Origin of the sequence: Exiguobacterium antarcticum DSM 14480 (assembly GCF_000685865.1) — a bacterium.
Taxonomy (GTDB): Bacteria; Bacillota; Bacilli; order Exiguobacteriales; family Exiguobacteriaceae; genus Exiguobacterium_A; species Exiguobacterium_A antarcticum.
Genome location: NZ_JMKS01000005.1, coordinates 133,734 through 150,185 on the forward strand (window position 1 = coordinate 133,734; position 16,452 = coordinate 150,185).

Below are 16,452 nucleotides of genomic sequence, written 5' to 3' on the forward strand. Positions count from 1 at the left end.
AATCTTGTTGAAGCACAAGGCCTACAAATTCAGAATCTACCCCACAAAAGAGCAGGAAATCCTGATCGCGAAGACGATCAGGTGTTCGCGTTTCGTCTTCAACCACTTCTTATCGAAGTGGGATGAAACGTACAAGACCACTGGAAAAGGACTGTCCTACGGTTCTTGTTCTAAAGAAATTCCTTTGTTGAAGCAGGAGTTCGACTGGTTGAAGGAAGTCGATAGCACATCTGTTCAGATCAGCGTCAAACACGTTTTTTCTCCAAAAAAGTAGAACTGAATAAACAGTTCTACTCAGAAAAATTATGAGTTGAAGGCGCGAATTAAGCGACCAAATCTTTTGCAGGTTTCTTAGTGGGACGGGTGAAAGCAAACACGAACGTAAAGAATGGTGAAAGCAGCAAGAAAAACGCAAACGGCACGTACGCTGTGACCGGGACACCAAGTGTCGATGCGAAAAATGCGCCGGATACGCCCCAAGGAATCAACGGATTGACGAGCGTCCCACCATCTTCTAAGGCGCGTGACAAGAAGCGTAGATCAATCGAACGGTCTTCAAAAATCTTTTTGAATGCTTGTCCTGGCAACAAGATAGACAAGTATTGTTCCCCCGCCATGAAATTGACACCAATGGAAGCGAGAGCAGCGGATGAGATGATGCTCCCGTCGCGTTTCAGTCTAGAAACAGTGTGTTCGATGATGACATCGATGACACCGATCCCGCGAAGAACACCACCAAAAGCCAAAGCTAGCATGACAAGAGAGACGGACCACATCATCGATTGAAGACCACCTTTACTGATGATGCTGGAAACGGTCTGATTTTCAGTTTCTAACTTCAAACCATTTTGAATGACACTCATCCATTGTCCGATATTCCAATTTCCTTGTGTCAGCCCGGTTAACAGCAGTCCACTCAACACACCAACGATTAGTGTTGGGACGACAGCCGTCTTACGTAAAGCGAGGATCATCACAAGAAGCGGTGACAGCAGTGTCCACGGTGATAAATCAAACAACCGAGCTAGTTCTTGTTGGGTCGAGCCGATCGTTTCTGAATCAATCGAACCGTCACCTCGTCCGAAAATAAAGAACAAAATAAAAGTGATGGTAATCGCTGGAATGGTCGTACCCATCATGAAACGGATGTGATCAAACACCGAAACATTGACGATACCCGGTGCAAAATTTGTCGTATCCGACAATGGAGACATCTTGTCGCCAAAACAAGCTCCACTGATGATGGCACCGGCGGCAAGTGCCGGGTTGACACCAAGTGCAACGGCAATCCCCATTAAAGCGACACCAACGGTCCCAATCGTCGTAAACGAACTACCGGTAAACGTTGACACAATCATTGTGATGATCAAAGCGCTTGGAGCAAACCAGGTAGCAGACAGCGTTTCAAGTCCAAAATGGAGAAGTGTCGGAACGGCACCACTCATCATCCAGACGGCAATCGTCATCCCGACGAGTAACATGATTAAAATCGGTTTGATGGCTTCACGAATCCCGCTGATCATATGTTGTTCAAGCTGTTCGTATCCAAAACCACGGAAAGCGGCATAACCTGTGACGAAAATCAAACTCGATAAAATGGCAAGATGCGGTTCGGCTTTGGCACCGAATAATACAGATAATAAGATGATGATACTGATTCCTAGGATAGCTGCGGACTCACGAAAGGATATGCGCATGCTTCCACCTCCTTAATTCTATGTTGCGTTTATGCTTGTTTGCTTTTACGTGCGAAAGTGAAGAACAGTTGTTATGTTATCGGATATGAGAGTATTCGTCAACTATCTAGATTTTGCTGGAAAACTGAAAAATAAATCGAAATGTGACGATTTTTTGTCGTAAACGCTTTCTTTTTTTGGAGAAATCTTGCACAATAGGAAATAAGAGATGTCTATTTTGTGAACAGGAGGGATTACATATGTTTACTGCAATTTTTGTCGTCGTCATCGCTTTAATGGGAGTGAGTGTTTTTGGGATCGATCATCTAGTCGCGCAACGAGCAGAAAAAAGATAAATAAAAAAGCGTAAAAAAGGCTTTGATCAATGAACATCGAGTGAGATGTCATTGATCAAAGCCTTTTTTGTGTCTTTAAATAAATAAAAATACAATTGACAGTATAAATATGCATATGTTTAAATCGAGTTATCATTTATTACAAAGGAGTTCCGAAGATGAAGTGTACGATTATTGGAGCAACGGGATACGCTGCGATTGAACTGATACGAATGATTGAACTTCATCCTTATCTAGAAATCGTCTCATTGATCAGCGACTCGATGACAGACCAAGATATTAATCTTTTATACAGTTTTATGAATGAAAACAACTATTCACGTTTGGCTAAGTTTTCGGTGGAACATATTGAAGAGGTCGAGACGGATATTCTATTTTTAGCGACACCAAGCGGCATCTCGATGAACTATGTGAAACAGTTAGGCAATTGGAAAGGAACGGTGATCGACTTAAGTGGTGATTTACGTCTGGAAAAAACACTGTATGAAAAATGGTATGGCCACGAAGGGATCGACCGTTTGATCCAAAGAAAAGCGACATATGGCTTAACCGAATGGAAACGAGATCAAATCAAGCAAAGCCGGCTCATCGCGAATCCAGGATGTTATGCGACGGCAATTTTACTTGGCTTGTTGCCGCTGCTTGCGGAAGAAATGATTGATCCGGCGCAAATCATCGTTCATGCGAGCTCCGGATTATCCGGTGCAGGAAAAACATTGACGGAACAGACCCATCACGTTCGGTCAAATGAAAATGTTCGATTATACAAAATGAACCGTCACCAGCATATTCCGGAAATCGAATCCATCGCCGAGGACATCACCGGTCAAAAAATCATGATCTCGCTGGCTACGTATTTAGTCCCCCTCAATCGGGGAATCATGGCGACGATGACGTTACAACCACTTGTCGAGAAAACAGAAGCAGCATGGCGGGCGTGGTTCAGTGAAAAGTATGAAAATGAGCCGTTCATCCGGATCGGACAAGCAGAACCGGAAATCAAATCGGCAGCCGGTAGTAATTATTGTGACTTGTCCGTGTATGTCGATCCGAGAACCGGAAGATTGACGGTCGTATCTGTCATCGACAACATGCAAAAAGGTGCAGCGGGACAAGCAATCCAAAATGCCAATGTCGTATGTGGATATCCAGAGACATCAGGTCTGACACAACAGCCATTCTTTATATAGAGGGGATCATGACTATGTTAAATGTACAACTGACATCACCGTTGACCGTAACGACACCAAAAGGGTTTAAAGCAACAGGGATCCATGTCGGACTTAGACGCAAACGTAAAGATTTAGCACTTTTATTATGTGAAGGGGGCGCTGAAGCAGCAGCCGTCTATACGACAAATCAAGTTCAGGCAGCGCCCATCACGGTGACGAAACAAGCGATGGCAACTTCAGGGGGGAAGGTACATGCTGTTTTGGTTAACAGTGGGAATGCCAACGCGTGTACAGGACAACTCGGACTCGAGCATGCCTATGCCTCGCAACATGCCGTTGCGGAACAGTTTCACTTGGCGCCGGAACATGTTGTCATTGCCTCAACGGGTATCATCGGTCAGCCGATGGCGATTGATACGTTATTACAAGGGATTGAACAGCTGAAACCGGATACCGAGGAAACACAGGCGGAAGACTTTGCGACAGCGATCTTAACGACCGATACGGGGACTAAGACGGCTGGGCGGCAAGTGTTACTCAATGGCGAGGTCGTCTCGATTTGTGGAGTCGCTAAAGGTTCTGGCATGATTCATCCGAACATGGCGACGATGCTTGGGTTTTTAACGACGGATGCTGCAATTGATGCCGGTTTTCTCCAAGATGTTCTAAAAACGGCTGTGAATCGGACATTTAATTGTATTACGGTCGATGGTGACAGTTCGACGAACGATATGGTGATGATCCTCGCGAGTGGTGCTGCGCAAACAGAGGCGATTGAACAGGGAACAACAGAGGCGGATCAGTTCCAACAAGCCGTGGATCAAGTCTGTCAGGATTTAGCGAAACAAATTGCGCGTGATGGAGAAGGAGCCACGAAACTGATTGAAGTCAAAGTTAATGGTTCAAAAGACGAGTTGCTCGGTCGAAAGATTGCGAAACAAATCGTAGGCTCATCGCTCGTGAAGACGGCGATTTTTGGAGAAGATGCCAATTGGGGACGGATCGTAGCTGCGATCGGGAGTATCGATGAACCGATTGATGTCAGTCAAATCGACATCCGGATCGGGTCTCAGACGGTGCTTCGTCAAAGTATGCCGGTCTTGTTTGACGAGGCGTTAGCGTCGAACGAGTTAGCGGCAGACGTGGTCGAGATTGAAGTGAACTTGAATCAAGGGACGAAAAGCGGACATGCCTTCGGGTGTGACCTGACGTATGACTATATCAAAATCAACGCGAGTTACCGCACATGAAGAAACGAAAATTAATCAAACTGGGTGGAAGTGTGTTCGAACAATTGGATCCTCGCTATTACGAGGAGTGGTCCGAGTGGTTGGCCGAAAAAAATGAATTGATTGTCATGCATGGTGGTGGACCGGCGTTATCTGCTTACTGTCGGGAACTCCAAATTGATTCCATATTCCAAGCGGGAGTCCGAGTGACGACGGCTGAAGTGTTGCTCGGGGCAGAACGTGTTCTTGGCGGGGAAGTACAATCAAAAATCGTCTATACGTTAAATCAATACAAGTTACCAGCGGTTGGTATAACGGGGATTGATGGAGCGAGCATCCGGGGTGAAAAACAACCGGAGTACGGAGCAGTGGGACAAGTCACGAAAATCGAAGATAAACTGTTTCACACACTGATGCAAACGGGTTTCATTCCCGTTGTCACGTCATTGATCACAGGTTCCGAGGGCACGCTGAACTGTAACGGAGATACGTGTGCCGTCGCGTTAGCAACTGAGTTAGCAGTAGATGAATTTGAATTGTTAACCGACGTGGCGGGAATCAAGCTAAACGGTTTGGATCAGTCGGAGGTGACGATTTCTGACTTACAGGCAGGACTCGAATCGACCGAAATCAATGGAGGAATGATTCCGAAGGCGGAGGCACTCATTGAAGCAGCACGACAAGGAATCAAACATGTCCGGATTCGCTTCGGACAAGATGTGACGAGCCCGGGGACGCAGGTGAAGGAGGAGAAAAATGAGCGCATTACTACCAACGTATCAGCGTCATGACATCGAACTAGTGGAAGGGACCGGATCCTTTGTAACGGATACAAAAGGACAGAGATATCTGGATTTCATGATGGGGATTGCTGTTTGTAATACCGGACACCGTCATCCGTATGTCCAACATGCGGTAGAAGAACAGCTTCAAAAGTTGTGGCACACATCGAACTTGTTTATCAGCAGTAAGCAGGAACGTGTTGCGGAATTATTGACGAAGGGTAGTCACCTCAGCCATGTCTTCTTTTGTAACAGTGGGGCGGAGGCAAACGAAGGGGCTTTTAAGCTGATTCGAAAATGGACCCAAAAAACGGAAATCCTGACATTCAGCCAGTCGTTTCACGGTCGGACATTCGCCATGATGGCGGCGACGGGTCAAGATAAGATAAAAGCCGGATTTGGAGAAATGGTTCCGGATTTTAAGCATCTCATGTTCAATGATTTTAAGAGTCTTGAGCGGATTACGGAACAAACTGCTGCTGTCTGGCTAGAAGTCATTCAAGGAGAAGGCGGCGTGATCCTGGCCGATAATGATTGGTTGCAGGCTTTGATGGCACAAGCTAAAAAATATGACGTCAAAATCGTCATCGATGAAGTCCAGACCGGTATCGGACGAACTGGATCACGTTATGCCTTTGAACAAACACCACTCCAGCCGGACATCATCACTGTCGCCAAGGGACTCGCAAGTGGGTTTCCGGTCGGAGCGATCATTACGACACCGGTTGCTGCTACAGTTTTTACTCCCGGTACACACGGATCGACGTTCGGCGGAAATCCGCTCGCAATGACGGCAGCGGAAGCGACACTTGAATTGTTACTGCCGGATGAACAGATGCAACAGGTGCAGCAAAAAGGAATGTACTTGATGGAACAGTTAAGCGAATTAACGGGAACGATGATTCGTGAAGTAAGAGGACGTGGATTGATGGTCGGGATTGAATGTCGTCAAGCTGTCGCACCATTGATTCAAGCACTGCAACAAATAGGATTATTGGTCGTCAGTGCCGGACCAAACGTCCTCCGGTTGTTGCCATCACTATTCGTCACCGAGTCAGAACTCGATCTGGCGATTGAAAAAATCAAGTCAGTATGCCAACAGGAGGTCATGATGTGAAAACAGTAGGAACATTACAACTGGCAGATGGACAAGCATATCCGGGCGAACTGGTCGGTTCTTCGTCTGTTCAAGGAGAGGTCGTGTTTTTTACCGGCATGACCGGTTATCAAGAAGTATTGACCGATCCCTCGTATCGCGGACAAATCATCGTGTTTACGTATCCGTTGATCGGACAATACGGCATTTCCGCCATGGATTCAGAAAGTCAACAGATTCAAGTGGCGGGGGTTGTCGTCCAGACACTTGCGAATAACGGGACACGATCGGATTTAGCCGACTGGTTAGCGGCATCCGGTATTCCCGTTCTCGGTCAAGTCGATACACGGGCTCTTGTGCATCATTTGCGGACCCATGGCGATCAAGTCGGTCTAATTGAAATGAACGAACAACCGTCTCCACAACCGTCGGATTTGATTGCCGCAGTCTCGACACGAACGCTTCAAGTCTATGATGTCGATCAGGCGGACGGCCATGTCGTCTGCATCGACTATGGTGTGAAAAAATCGATGATTGCCGCGTTGAATGCACGACAGATGAAAGTGACGGTCGTCCCGTTTGATACACCGAAATCCGTCATCGACGAACTGAAACCAGATGGATTACTCTTTTCAAACGGACCGGGTGATCCGGTGCAACTCGATCATCTGACGGCTGACATCAAACAGTTGGCAGTAGCATATCCGACACTTGGCATCTGTATGGGGCATCAAATCATTGCTAAGGCTTTTGGCTGCCAAATCGAGAAGCAGCATCATGGTCACCGTGGCGCGAATCATCCGGTCCGCGAACTGACGACGGGCCGTGTATTCATGACCTCACAAAATCATGGCTATGTCGTTCAGGCGACGAGTGTCGAAGCGTCTGAACTTGTTCCCGCCTATCGCCATATCAATGATGGTTCGATCGAAGGGCTTGTACACCCGGCTTATCCGATTCTGACCGTCCAGTTTCATCCGGAAGCCCATCCAGGACCCGTCGAGGCGATGGTGATTTTTGATCAATTCGTAGCGAGTATTTTAAAACAGGAGGTAGAGTATGCAGGATAATAAAAAAGTCATGGTCATCGGATCGGGTCCGATCGTGATCGGGCAAGCAGCGGAATTCGACTATTCAGGGACACAGGCCTGTCAAACACTTCGGGAAGCGGGATGCGAGGTCATGCTGATGAATTCGAATCCGGCTACGATCATGACGGATCCGTCTACAGCGGACCATATCTATATCGAAGCGATGACCCTTGAGAAAGCAACTGCCATCATTAAACGGGAACGTCCGACACACTTGCTCGCGACAGTTGGTGGTCAGACAGCACTGAATTTGGCTTTATCGCTTGAAGAAGCGGGCGTACTCGACCAGTACAAAGTCAAGCTTCTTGGCACGTCACTCGAAACGATTCGTGACGGAGAGGACCGGGAGCGGTTTAAACAACGGATGCTTGAACTTGGTCAGCCGCTCCCGATCAGTCAGACGATCGAGACACTGGCTGAACTAGAAGGATTCATGGAAACGTCAGGTGTTCCGCTTGTCATTCGTCCTGCCTTTACGTTAGGGGGAACGGGCGGTGGCATTGCCGAGACAAAAGCAGAAGCACGGGCGCTTGCCGCAAACGGGTTACAGGCGAGTCCGATTTCGCAATGCCTGGTCGAAGCAAGCATTGCGGGATATAAAGAAGTCGAGTATGAAGTGATGCGGGATGCATTTGATACGACGATCATCGTCTGTAACATGGAAAATATTGATCCGGTCGGCGTCCATACGGGCGATTCCGTTGTTTTTGCACCGATTCAATCGATTTCTGATCAGATGAATCAACTGTTACGGACAGCTGCCCGAGAAATCGTCTCTGCACTAGGCGTCGTCGGGGGATGTAACATCCAATTTGCGATTCATCCGACCGAACAAAAATATTATGTCATCGAGGTCAACCCACGGGTCAGCCGTTCTTCCGCACTGGCTTCCAAAGCAACCGGGTATCCGATTGCGAAATTAGCGACACGCCTTGCACTGGGAGAACGATTAGATGATTGTATCAATCCCGTAACGAAAGAGACAATGGCGAGTTTCGAACCAACGATGGACTATATAACAGCAAAAGTCCCTTGTTTTCCGTTTGATCTATTTCCGGAGAGCGACCGGGCGCTCGGAACCCAGATGAAAGCGACCGGCGAAAGCATGGCGATGGGGAAAACGCTGGAAGAAGCGTTGCAAAAAGCTTGGCGGGGTGCAGGGATCGAACAGGCTCCGCTTTATCCGCATTGGATGAAGCAAGCCGATACGACGGAACTGTGGAATGAAGTGAAGCAGATCACGGATCGTCGTCTGCTCGCGATAACCGCGTTACTCGATCGGAAAGAAACGACCCTTGAACAAGTCGTCGAACTGACTCAGATTCAGCCGTTGTTCATTACGGTGCTCGAAACATTGTTGTCGATTCAGGAGACATTGGATCTTACTTCCGAAGACTCACTTTTAAAAGCAAAACGTCACGGATTTACGGATCAACAAATCGCGGATGTATTAGAAGTACCGGTTGATTCCGTCCAACAGAAACGTCAGGAATTTGGCATACAACCAGCATTTCAAATGATCGATACGTGCGCAGCAGAATTTTCAAGTCCAACACCCTATTTCTATGGCAGTTGGTCAGGGCAGACAGAAGTCACGCCATCGACTCAAAAAAAGGTGACCGTTCTTGGGGCAGGTCCGATTCGAATCGGTCAAGGAATCGAATTCGATTATTGTTCGGTTCATGCCGTCCGCGCGCTCCAAAAAAGTGGGTACGAGACGATCATGATCAATAACAATCCAGAAACGGTTTCAACGGATTTTGAAGTCGCTGACCGACTGTATGTCGAACCGTTGACACTCGAAGATGTGGTGCATGTGCTCGAGGCGGAAGACTGCCAAGAGGTTTTGGTTCAATTTGGCGGACAGACGGCAATCGCCTTAGCGGCTGAACTGGAACGACGTGGTTATCATCTACTCGGAACGACGGCAGATACGATTGATGAGATGGAAAACCGGGATCGTTTCTATCAATTTTTAGATCGACTCGACATAGCGCATATTCCGGGTCAAGAAGTCTCGAGTCATGCGGAATTAGCGACGGTCGTGACTCAGCTCGGTTATCCGTTGATGATCCGCCCTTCCTATGTCATTGGTGGAAAAGGCATGCATCGTTTGAAAACAGCAGCGGACTTGGAAGCGTTGTTGCCTGCACTGTCGTTTCCGGTTTTAGTCGATGCTTACATCGAAGGAAAAGAATTCGAAGTGGATTGCATCTCTGATGGAATCACGACGTATGTTCCCATCATCATGGAACAGATTGAAGCCGCTGGTGTGCACTCTGGTGACTCGACGATGATCTTACCGCCGGTTTCGGCTGCGCTGACGTTACAAGACGAAATCGAAGAAATTGCTAAATCCATCGGGCAACACCTCGCTTACAAAGGGGCGTTCAACATCCAGTTCGTCGTCAAAGAGAAAAATATTTATGTCTTGGAAATCAATCCCCGTGCGTCGCGGACATTACCGATTGTTGCAAAAGTCACAGGACAACCGTTACTCGAATGGGCAGTCCAGGCGGCGAGCGGGCAACATGTGCGTGCATTACCTGGACAACGGATGAGTTTACCGTTCCACGCGGTGAAGAGTCCGATTTTCTCGACGCTGAAATTACGTCACGTTGATCCGATGACGGGACCCGTCATGCGTTCGACGGGCGAAACATTACAGTGGACGTCAACCGGTTTGGCAAAAGAACGTTTTACGCATGATGAAACAACAAAAACAATGATGCTGAATCGGACTCTTCGGATTGCCGGTAAAGGAACGGAAGGATGGGCAGACGCAGTACCGTTAGACAACGAGATTGATTTTGATCGGTGTCAAGTGTTCTTCTCAATCAGCGAAGAGGAACAAGCACAACGCGCATTGGCTTTGACCAAGGGAGTTCTCGTCATCACCGAACAACACCTGGCTCAGTATTTTGAGAGCATCCAGAAGATCGACATGCTCCCTGTGAAGCCGTTGGCGGAATGGATGACACGAAAGGAGCAAATCAAGTGACGAACACGAAACAGCAGTTACGACATTTATTGACTTTGGAAGAATTGACGGCAGAAGGATTAACCGATTTATTAGAGTTGGCAAAAGCGGTCAAGCAAGCTCCAACGACGTACGCACACACGCTTAGTGGAAAAAAGGTAGCGTTGTTGTTTGAAAAAGCCTCGACGCGAACGCGTATTTCGTTCGAAGTGGGTGTCATCGAGTTAGGGGGACATCCGATTGTATTGAACGGTTCAGACATGCAAATCGGGCGAGGCGAGTCATTGGGTGACACGATTCAAGTGATGAGCCGTTATGTCGATGCCTTGATGATCCGGACGTTTGCCCATGAAACGGTCGAGACACTGGCGGAACACGGAACGATCCCGGTCATCAATGGGTTAACGGACATGCACCATCCATGCCAGGTCTTGGCGGATTTACTGACGATCGAGGAACACTTCGGGCAGCGGACGGGAAAGGTATTGACCTATATTGGTGATGGGAACAATATGGCACATTCGCTATTGATTGGTGGAGCTTTAAGTGGGATGACGATCCGGATTTGTAGTCCTGCTGCTTACGCACCGGATGAGATGATTGTGGAACAGGCGAAGCAACTGGCGAAAAAGACAGGTGGGAAAATCGAACAATATACCGATCCGGAAAAAGCTGTTGTAGGGACGGATATCATTTACAGTGATGTGTTTGCTAGTATGGGACAAGAAGAACAAGCAGGAAAACGTTTGGAGGCTTTCGAGGGGTATCAAGTCAACCAAACGTTACTGAAGTTAGCCGCTGACGATGTGATTTTCTTACATTGTCTCCCTGCACATCGCGGGGAAGAAGTGACAGCGGAAGTCATTGATGGTCCGTACTCCGTTGTTTTTGATCAGGCGGAAAATCGTCTGCATGCCCAAAAAGCATTGATGATTGAATTAATTGGGTCTACTCAGTAAATAGGATAACAGATCACGTCGGTCGCTGATGAGAAGCGGCAGACGTGATCTGTTTTTTAATCATATTGGCGACGGGCGAGTTGTTCTGCATGTTCTTTTTTGACTTGTCGTTTATTTTTTTCATGTAAGCGGGTCATGAAAGATGTCCGTTGCCAAGACGGAGACCAGTTCGATTCCTTTCCGGCACGCAGGGCTAAGATATAGTCGTAGCTGAGATGAAGCCGTTCGATCATCTCGGTCCGGACGTCACAAATATGCCCATGACCGGGAATGAGTAACTTGACTTCATATTCGTAAATAAACGATTCGAGTAATTCGAGCGTCGTCAAATATTCACTGGAATCATGTTCAATCAATGGGATTTCGACATCCGATGCATAATCGCCGCAGACAAGAATATGCAGGGGCATGACGACAAAAGAGAGGTGTGTCGCCTCATGACCGGGTGTCAGGAAAAAAATCAGCTTGGTTTTACCAATCGTCAACGTGGTTTCTGACTCTTCGATGACATGCGTGATTTTTGGAAACAGGACGGGGGATTCGATGTAATATTCATCGTTAAAATGTTGGACTTCTTCCAGAGCAGCAGTTTGATCGACATCGAGGAACCGACGGGATGAAATCGCAATCGCATCTTTGAAGGCGTAAGCACCTAATATGTGATCAAAATGGGCGTGAGTATAGACGATATAAAGAGGACGATCATGCCGGATGATTTCGACGTCCCGGCGAATCGTCGCAATCTCGTCCGGTAGCCAACCTGGATCAACGACGATCAGACAGTCGGGTGTTTCAATCAACGTCGAAGTCGTTTTCATTAACGTGCTTTGGTAGACTGTCACACCGGGCATCTTCATCTGGATCATGGAATTCCTCCTCTTTCTTAGATGGAAACTTTTATAACGAACTATACCCCAAAAGGTGTGGTATGTATCCTGGGACACAAAAAAAGACGACCCGCATCGTTGCGAGTCGCCTCCCCTCTAGAGGGATTAGGGTCGTTGACCTATGTGTCGTGACCTATGTTATGTCATAAGTTGGAGCGGGTGAAGAGAATCGAACTCTCATCATCAGCTTGGAAGGCTGAGGTTTTACCACTAAACTACACCCGCAAAAGTGTCTACATGAGATATAGTAGCATAGCAAAGCGATTATTTCTACGACTTTTATGAAAAAAGGTAATTCTTTTGATTTTATGTGTACAATAATAATAGCTAAATCGTTTACATGAGCTTCCTGTAACGAGCGTAAATGGCTGAGGATGGAAAGAGGAGCGAATGACTGGTGGACAAAGTTCGAGTTTGGAGCGAACAGCCGATGGGAAAAGGATGGGTGGCGACATGTCATCATCAAATCGATCGTTATCGCTTCACGACAGGAGAGTGGTTTCTGAACGCAAGCTTACTTGCCTTTTCAATCGAACAGGATGCGGATATGTTACCGGACGTGCTTCCGAACGAGTTGAATATCCCGCTGGTATCTGAACGGATGAAACGGGCACTGGAACGGTTGACACCGTTTTCTATACAGTGCCTTCGTGTCCAACTAAAGACACGGTCGGGATTAAACAATTACTATCTCATCAATATACTAGCGGTAAGACGGGTGGAGCATCTACATAAGACGGAGATTTTCCGGACCATTCGGAAAAGACAGGTCTATTTCATGACGGAGCGCATCGTCAGTGAATCGCTTGGTCCCCACCACATCTTACGGGATGAACGTACGAATCGTATTTTCCTCTCGAATACGCTAGCGCGGTATTTGGAACAACTAGCCGTGACAGGCGTACATTTTGGCGAGATAAATCGAATGGAGGAAATCATATGAAACAGTACACGGTCGATAATTGGATCACACTTCAATATCCACAAACGTTTGAATATCAGGAAGAGGAAACGTTCGTTAGTTTTTATTCGACGGAAGAAAATGCGATGGGAACGTTACAGTTATCCATCTATGAGTCGGATACGGAAGAACTGACACCGTTTGAAGCAGCCGAGCAAGAAATCAATTTGTTGGTAGAAGAGTTTGGGATCGAACTGACCGGACCCCTCGAAGCACGTCGGAACTCATCAAAAGAAGCACTTCTTGCTGTTGATGGGAAAGAAGAAGAAGTCTTCATCCGAATTTTTGCCTATTCGGATGGCGAACGTCTTGTTCTGTTGACATATTCTGCTGACCGAGAGTCATTGGAACTAGAAGAAATCGAAACAATGATCTTATCTTTGAACTGGATTCATTAAGATTAAAAGCGGGGCGTCCTCTAAGTTAGAGGGCGTCCCGCTTTTTGTTGTGATTATTAATGTCCTTGTTTTCGGACGGAAGAAGGATGACGCGAGCCGACTTGTTTATTCAGCCAACCGGCGATATCCGCAAACACACGAATTCGTTCGAATTCATGAAATAGTTCATGACGCAAACCACGATAGATAGTGAGCTGAACCCCTTCGACACGAACGCGATTGTAGGCATCAAACAGTGTATGGATTCCTTTCCCGTCAAAAGCGACTGGATCATCTTCTCCGGCAGTAAGCAGCAAAGGCAAGTGACGGGGATGTTGATACAGATAGGCGAGGGAATTGACGGCTTTCGTTGCCGCTAACAATTCATAAAAGAATCCAAGCGTCACCGTCTGACCCGACAACATGTCTTCATCGTATCGTAAGACCGATTGGGGATCCGAGGATAACCAGGCATTCGGAGAGAGCGCTGGGAAAAACCGTAAGTTGTACCGACCGAAAATCAATTTACTCATACCTTCCGCTGGATGACGCGAAGACGTTTGTTCCATCAAGCGTTGTACGATTTTTTTGCTGAGCGTTCCGAGAAGTCCGCTGTCCGTAGGAGGACCACTTGCGATGACGCCTGCTAGCTCATGACCAAGTGTTTGACCGAGTCGTCTCGAAATCAAGGAACCAAAACTATGACCAAATACAAAAATCGGTAAGTCTGGATAACGGTCCTTGATGTCGTAAACTAATTCTTCAGCATCTTGTACTAACTGATCAAATCCTTCATTAGGTTCTAAGTGCCCAAGCGAATCCAATTGTTCTGCACGTGTACCAAAACAACGTAAATCCGGAATGATGGTGTGGTAGTGGTGGGCATAAAGAAATTCGGCAAATTCTTGATAACGTGCGCCGTGTTCCATCATTCCGTGAAAAACGATGACAACACCCTTCGGCGCCGTAGCTTCAAGCAGATGCATCGTCGTCGTATAACCGTCTGATGCAATCCAGTGTGTATGGTCGATTGTCACATCTATCATCCTTTCTTGATTAAGAAAGCCCGAATATCGTTCCATCTTCAGAAATTCCCATCGTATTAGCAGCCGGTGTTTTAGGTAAACCTGGCATGGTTAATACATTCCCGGTCAAAGCGACAATGAACCCAGCTCCGATTGCCGGTCTGATTTCGCGAACCGTGATGGTAAATCCTTCGACGCGGCCGTATTTACTTGGATCGTCCGTCAATGAGAAGGGGGTTTTCGCCATACAGATTGGTAAATGACCTAATCCTTGTTCCGTGCAACGCTCAAGTTCGCGTAAAGCTTTTTCTTCAAAATGGACACCTGCCGCACCGTAAACACGTTTTGCAATCCGCTCGATTTTTTGTGTGAGCGGTAAATCTGCTGGATAAAGGGGAGTGAACTGGCTGTCTTCTTCGATTGCTTCGAAAACCTGTTCGACTAGTGTTTCTCCACCAGCCCCCCCTTGACTAAACACTTCGCTTTCTGCTACCCGAATCTTACGTTCCCGGCACCACTCGAGTACGGTTTGGCGTTCAATATCCGTATCGCTTGAAAAGCGGTTCAGTGCGACGACCGCAGGAACACCAAACAAATCCATCGTCTCAACATGTTTCTCGAGCAAAGCAAGTCCCTCGACTAATGCAGATAAGTTTTCTTCTGCCAATTGATTTTTTGCAACACCACCATGCATTTTTAACGCCCGGACAGTTGCGACTAGAACGACGGCATCCGGATGTAGATCGCCAATTCGTGATTTGATATTAAAGAATTTTTCTGCTCCGAGATCCGCTCCGAATCCAGCTTCTGTGACGACATAATCGCTTAATTTGAGGGCGGTTCGCGTCGCGATCAGCGAATTACATCCATGGGCAATGTTGGCGAACGGTCCACCATGAATCAACGCGGGAGTCCCTTCGACGGTTTGGACAAGGTTTGGACGGAATGCCTCTTTTAAAAGTAACGTCGCAGCACCAGAAGCCTGGATATCTTTCACCGTAATCGGTTGTTGTTCGTACGAGTACGCTACGACGATTCGGCTAATACGCTCTTCTAAATCAGCGATGGAATCGGCGAGGCAGAGAACCGCCATGATTTCTGATGCGACCGTGATGTCAAAGCCATCTTGACGGGGAATCCCATGAGCCGCTCCGCCGAGGCCAATCGTGATATTACGTAACGCCCGGTCATTCAGATCGAGGACACGTTTCCACGTGATGCGACGTGGGTCAATCCGTAAGTCGTTTCCTTGATGGAGATGGTTATCCAGCAAGGCACTGATCGTATTATGGGCCGAGGTGATGGCATGCATGTCTCCTGTAAAGTGGAGGTTGATTTCTTCCATCGGTAAGACTTGGCTGTAACCTCCACCACAAGCGCCACCTTTTAATCCCATCGTTGGTCCGAGTGACGGTTCCCGTAAACAAATCATCGCTTTATGATTGAGGCGATGCAAGGCCTGACCAAGTCCGACCGTGACAGTCGATTTTCCTTCACCGGCAGCCGTCGGATTGATGGCTGTGACGAGAATCAATTTTCCATCGGCTTTCGTCGCTAACCGTTCGGCTAATCCATCTGCTAACTTGGCTTTGTACTTTCCGTACGTATCGTAATCCGCATCGGTCAGCCCGACTTGCTTAGCGATTTCAGAAATAGGTCGTAACGTCGTTTGTTGGGCAATCTCTAGATCAGAACGAATGGTTTTCTCCATGGCATACTCTTCCTCTCAAGATGAATTTCTCTATATTTCTTTATAGTAGCTTATCTGAAACGAGCACGCCAAACAATCGTTCAATATTTTCCACCCAACGTGTCAAATGGTTACGTTTTCATTTTGCTTTGAATTCCGTACTGTTAAAGG

13 protein-coding genes, 1 tRNA gene and 1 pseudogene are annotated in these 16,452 nt (G+C 47.3%); 10 read left to right on the plus strand and 5 right to left on the minus strand.

The window, feature by feature from the left end; genetic code table 11:
* Positions 1 to 4 precede the first annotated feature (4 nt).
* Positions 5 to 256, plus strand: a pseudogene (locus P404_RS17665) (helix-turn-helix domain-containing protein); the annotation flags it as partial.
* 67 nt (positions 257 to 323) lie between these two features.
* Here the strand turns inward: P404_RS17665 and nhaC are convergent.
* Positions 324 to 1,697: a Na+/H+ antiporter NhaC gene (nhaC, locus tag P404_RS0111985; protein ID WP_026830907.1), complete on the minus strand. Its 1,374-nt coding sequence runs from the start codon at positions 1,695 to 1,697 to the stop codon at positions 324 to 326.
* A 493-nt stretch (positions 1,698 to 2,190) separates the two neighbouring features.
* Between nhaC and argC the strand changes: the two genes are divergently transcribed.
* Genes argC through argF form a run of 7 tightly spaced genes read left to right on the plus strand, consistent with a single transcriptional unit; the run spans position 2,191 to position 11,341 of the window.
* The gene (gene argC / locus P404_RS0111995; RefSeq protein WP_014969570.1) at positions 2,191 to 3,222 is read left to right on the plus strand and encodes an N-acetyl-gamma-glutamyl-phosphate reductase; all 1,032 of its coding nucleotides are present in this window, start codon (positions 2,191 to 2,193) and stop codon (positions 3,220 to 3,222) included.
* A gap of 14 nt (positions 3,223 to 3,236) precedes the next feature.
* Positions 3,237 to 4,454 carry a bifunctional glutamate N-acetyltransferase/amino-acid acetyltransferase ArgJ gene (argJ, locus tag P404_RS0112000; RefSeq protein WP_014969571.1) on the plus strand — a complete coding sequence of 406 codons (1,218 nt, stop codon included), beginning with the start codon at positions 3,237 to 3,239 and terminating at the stop codon, positions 4,452 to 4,454.
* Positions 4,451 to 5,224 (plus strand): acetylglutamate kinase, encoded by a 774-nt coding sequence (gene argB, locus P404_RS0112005; RefSeq protein WP_026830908.1) that lies wholly within the window; start codon positions 4,451 to 4,453, stop codon positions 5,222 to 5,224. Before argJ ends, argB begins: the two co-directional genes overlap by 4 nt.
* A complete protein-coding gene (locus tag P404_RS0112010) occupies positions 5,190 to 6,332 on the plus strand; it encodes an acetylornithine transaminase (RefSeq protein WP_026830909.1) in 1,143 nt (380 codons plus the stop codon). Before argB ends, P404_RS0112010 begins: the two co-directional genes overlap by 35 nt.
* A complete protein-coding gene (locus P404_RS0112015; protein ID WP_026830910.1) occupies positions 6,329 to 7,381 on the plus strand; it encodes a carbamoyl phosphate synthase small subunit in 1,053 nt (350 codons plus the stop codon). The genes P404_RS0112010 and P404_RS0112015 overlap by 4 nt, the downstream gene beginning before the upstream one ends.
* The gene (gene carB / locus P404_RS0112020) at positions 7,371 to 10,403 is read left to right on the plus strand and encodes a carbamoyl-phosphate synthase (glutamine-hydrolyzing) large subunit (RefSeq protein WP_026830911.1); all 3,033 of its coding nucleotides are present in this window, start codon (positions 7,371 to 7,373) and stop codon (positions 10,401 to 10,403) included. Before P404_RS0112015 ends, carB begins: the two co-directional genes overlap by 11 nt.
* A complete protein-coding gene (gene argF / locus P404_RS0112025) occupies positions 10,373 to 11,341 on the plus strand; it encodes an ornithine carbamoyltransferase (protein WP_034774496.1) in 969 nt (322 codons plus the stop codon). The genes carB and argF overlap by 31 nt, the downstream gene beginning before the upstream one ends.
* Positions 11,342 to 11,397: 56 nt before the next feature.
* Here argF and P404_RS0112030 read toward each other — a convergent pair whose 3' ends face one another.
* Both P404_RS0112030 and P404_RS0112035 read right to left on the minus strand, forming a co-directional pair.
* Positions 11,398 to 12,207 (minus strand): MBL fold metallo-hydrolase, encoded by an 810-nt coding sequence (locus tag P404_RS0112030; protein WP_014969575.1) that lies wholly within the window; start codon positions 12,205 to 12,207, stop codon positions 11,398 to 11,400.
* A gap of 172 nt (positions 12,208 to 12,379) precedes the next feature.
* Positions 12,380 to 12,453: transfer RNA gene (locus P404_RS0112035), tRNA-Gly, on the minus strand.
* A 172-nt stretch (positions 12,454 to 12,625) separates the two neighbouring features.
* Here P404_RS0112035 and P404_RS0112040 point away from each other — a divergent pair.
* Both P404_RS0112040 and P404_RS0112045 read left to right on the plus strand, forming a co-directional pair.
* Complete coding sequence (locus P404_RS0112040) at positions 12,626 to 13,171, plus strand: imm11 family protein (RefSeq protein WP_236624397.1); 546 nt, start codon at positions 12,626 to 12,628, stop codon at positions 13,169 to 13,171.
* Entirely contained in the window at positions 13,168 to 13,587 is a 420-nt protein-coding gene (locus P404_RS0112045; protein ID WP_014969577.1) for a hypothetical protein, read from the plus strand. Before P404_RS0112040 ends, P404_RS0112045 begins: the two co-directional genes overlap by 4 nt.
* A gap of 56 nt (positions 13,588 to 13,643) precedes the next feature.
* On the opposite strand, the gene P404_RS0112050 is transcribed toward P404_RS0112045, so the two are convergent.
* Together P404_RS0112050 and P404_RS0112055 are read right to left on the minus strand one after the other, a co-directional pair.
* Positions 13,644 to 14,612, minus strand: coding sequence for an alpha/beta fold hydrolase (locus P404_RS0112050; RefSeq protein WP_026830913.1), 969 nt, complete (start codon positions 14,610 to 14,612; stop codon positions 13,644 to 13,646).
* 10 nt (positions 14,613 to 14,622) lie between these two features.
* A complete protein-coding gene (locus P404_RS0112055; RefSeq protein WP_014969579.1) occupies positions 14,623 to 16,302 on the minus strand; it encodes a formate--tetrahydrofolate ligase in 1,680 nt (559 codons plus the stop codon).
* Positions 16,303 to 16,452: the final 150 nt, after the last annotated feature.

Bases quoted from the DNA above. Each gene is read 5' to 3' on its own strand.
- nhaC (WP_026830907.1), bottom strand. From the start codon at position 1,697: ATGCGCATATCCTTTCGTGAGTCCGCAGCTATCCTAGGAATCAGTATC.
- P404_RS0112030 (WP_014969575.1), bottom strand. From the start codon at position 12,207: ATGATCCAGATGAAGATGCCCGGTGTGACAGTCTACCAAAGCACGTTA.
- argF (WP_034774496.1), top strand. From the start codon at position 10,373: ATGGATGACACGAAAGGAGCAAATCAAGTGACGAACACGAAACAGCAG.
- P404_RS0112055 (WP_014969579.1), bottom strand. From the start codon at position 16,302: ATGGAGAAAACCATTCGTTCTGATCTAGAGATTGCCCAACAAACGACG.
- argB (WP_026830908.1), top strand. From the start codon at position 4,451: ATGAAGAAACGAAAATTAATCAAACTGGGTGGAAGTGTGTTCGAACAA.
- P404_RS0112050 (WP_026830913.1), bottom strand. From the start codon at position 14,612: ATGATAGATGTGACAATCGACCATACACACTGGATTGCATCAGACGGT.
- carB (WP_026830911.1), top strand. From the start codon at position 7,371: ATGCAGGATAATAAAAAAGTCATGGTCATCGGATCGGGTCCGATCGTG.
- P404_RS0112045 (WP_014969577.1), top strand. From the start codon at position 13,168: ATGAAACAGTACACGGTCGATAATTGGATCACACTTCAATATCCACAA.
- argJ (WP_014969571.1), top strand. From the start codon at position 3,237: ATGTTAAATGTACAACTGACATCACCGTTGACCGTAACGACACCAAAA.
- argC (WP_014969570.1), top strand. From the start codon at position 2,191: ATGAAGTGTACGATTATTGGAGCAACGGGATACGCTGCGATTGAACTG.
- P404_RS0112010 (WP_026830909.1), top strand. From the start codon at position 5,190: ATGAGCGCATTACTACCAACGTATCAGCGTCATGACATCGAACTAGTG.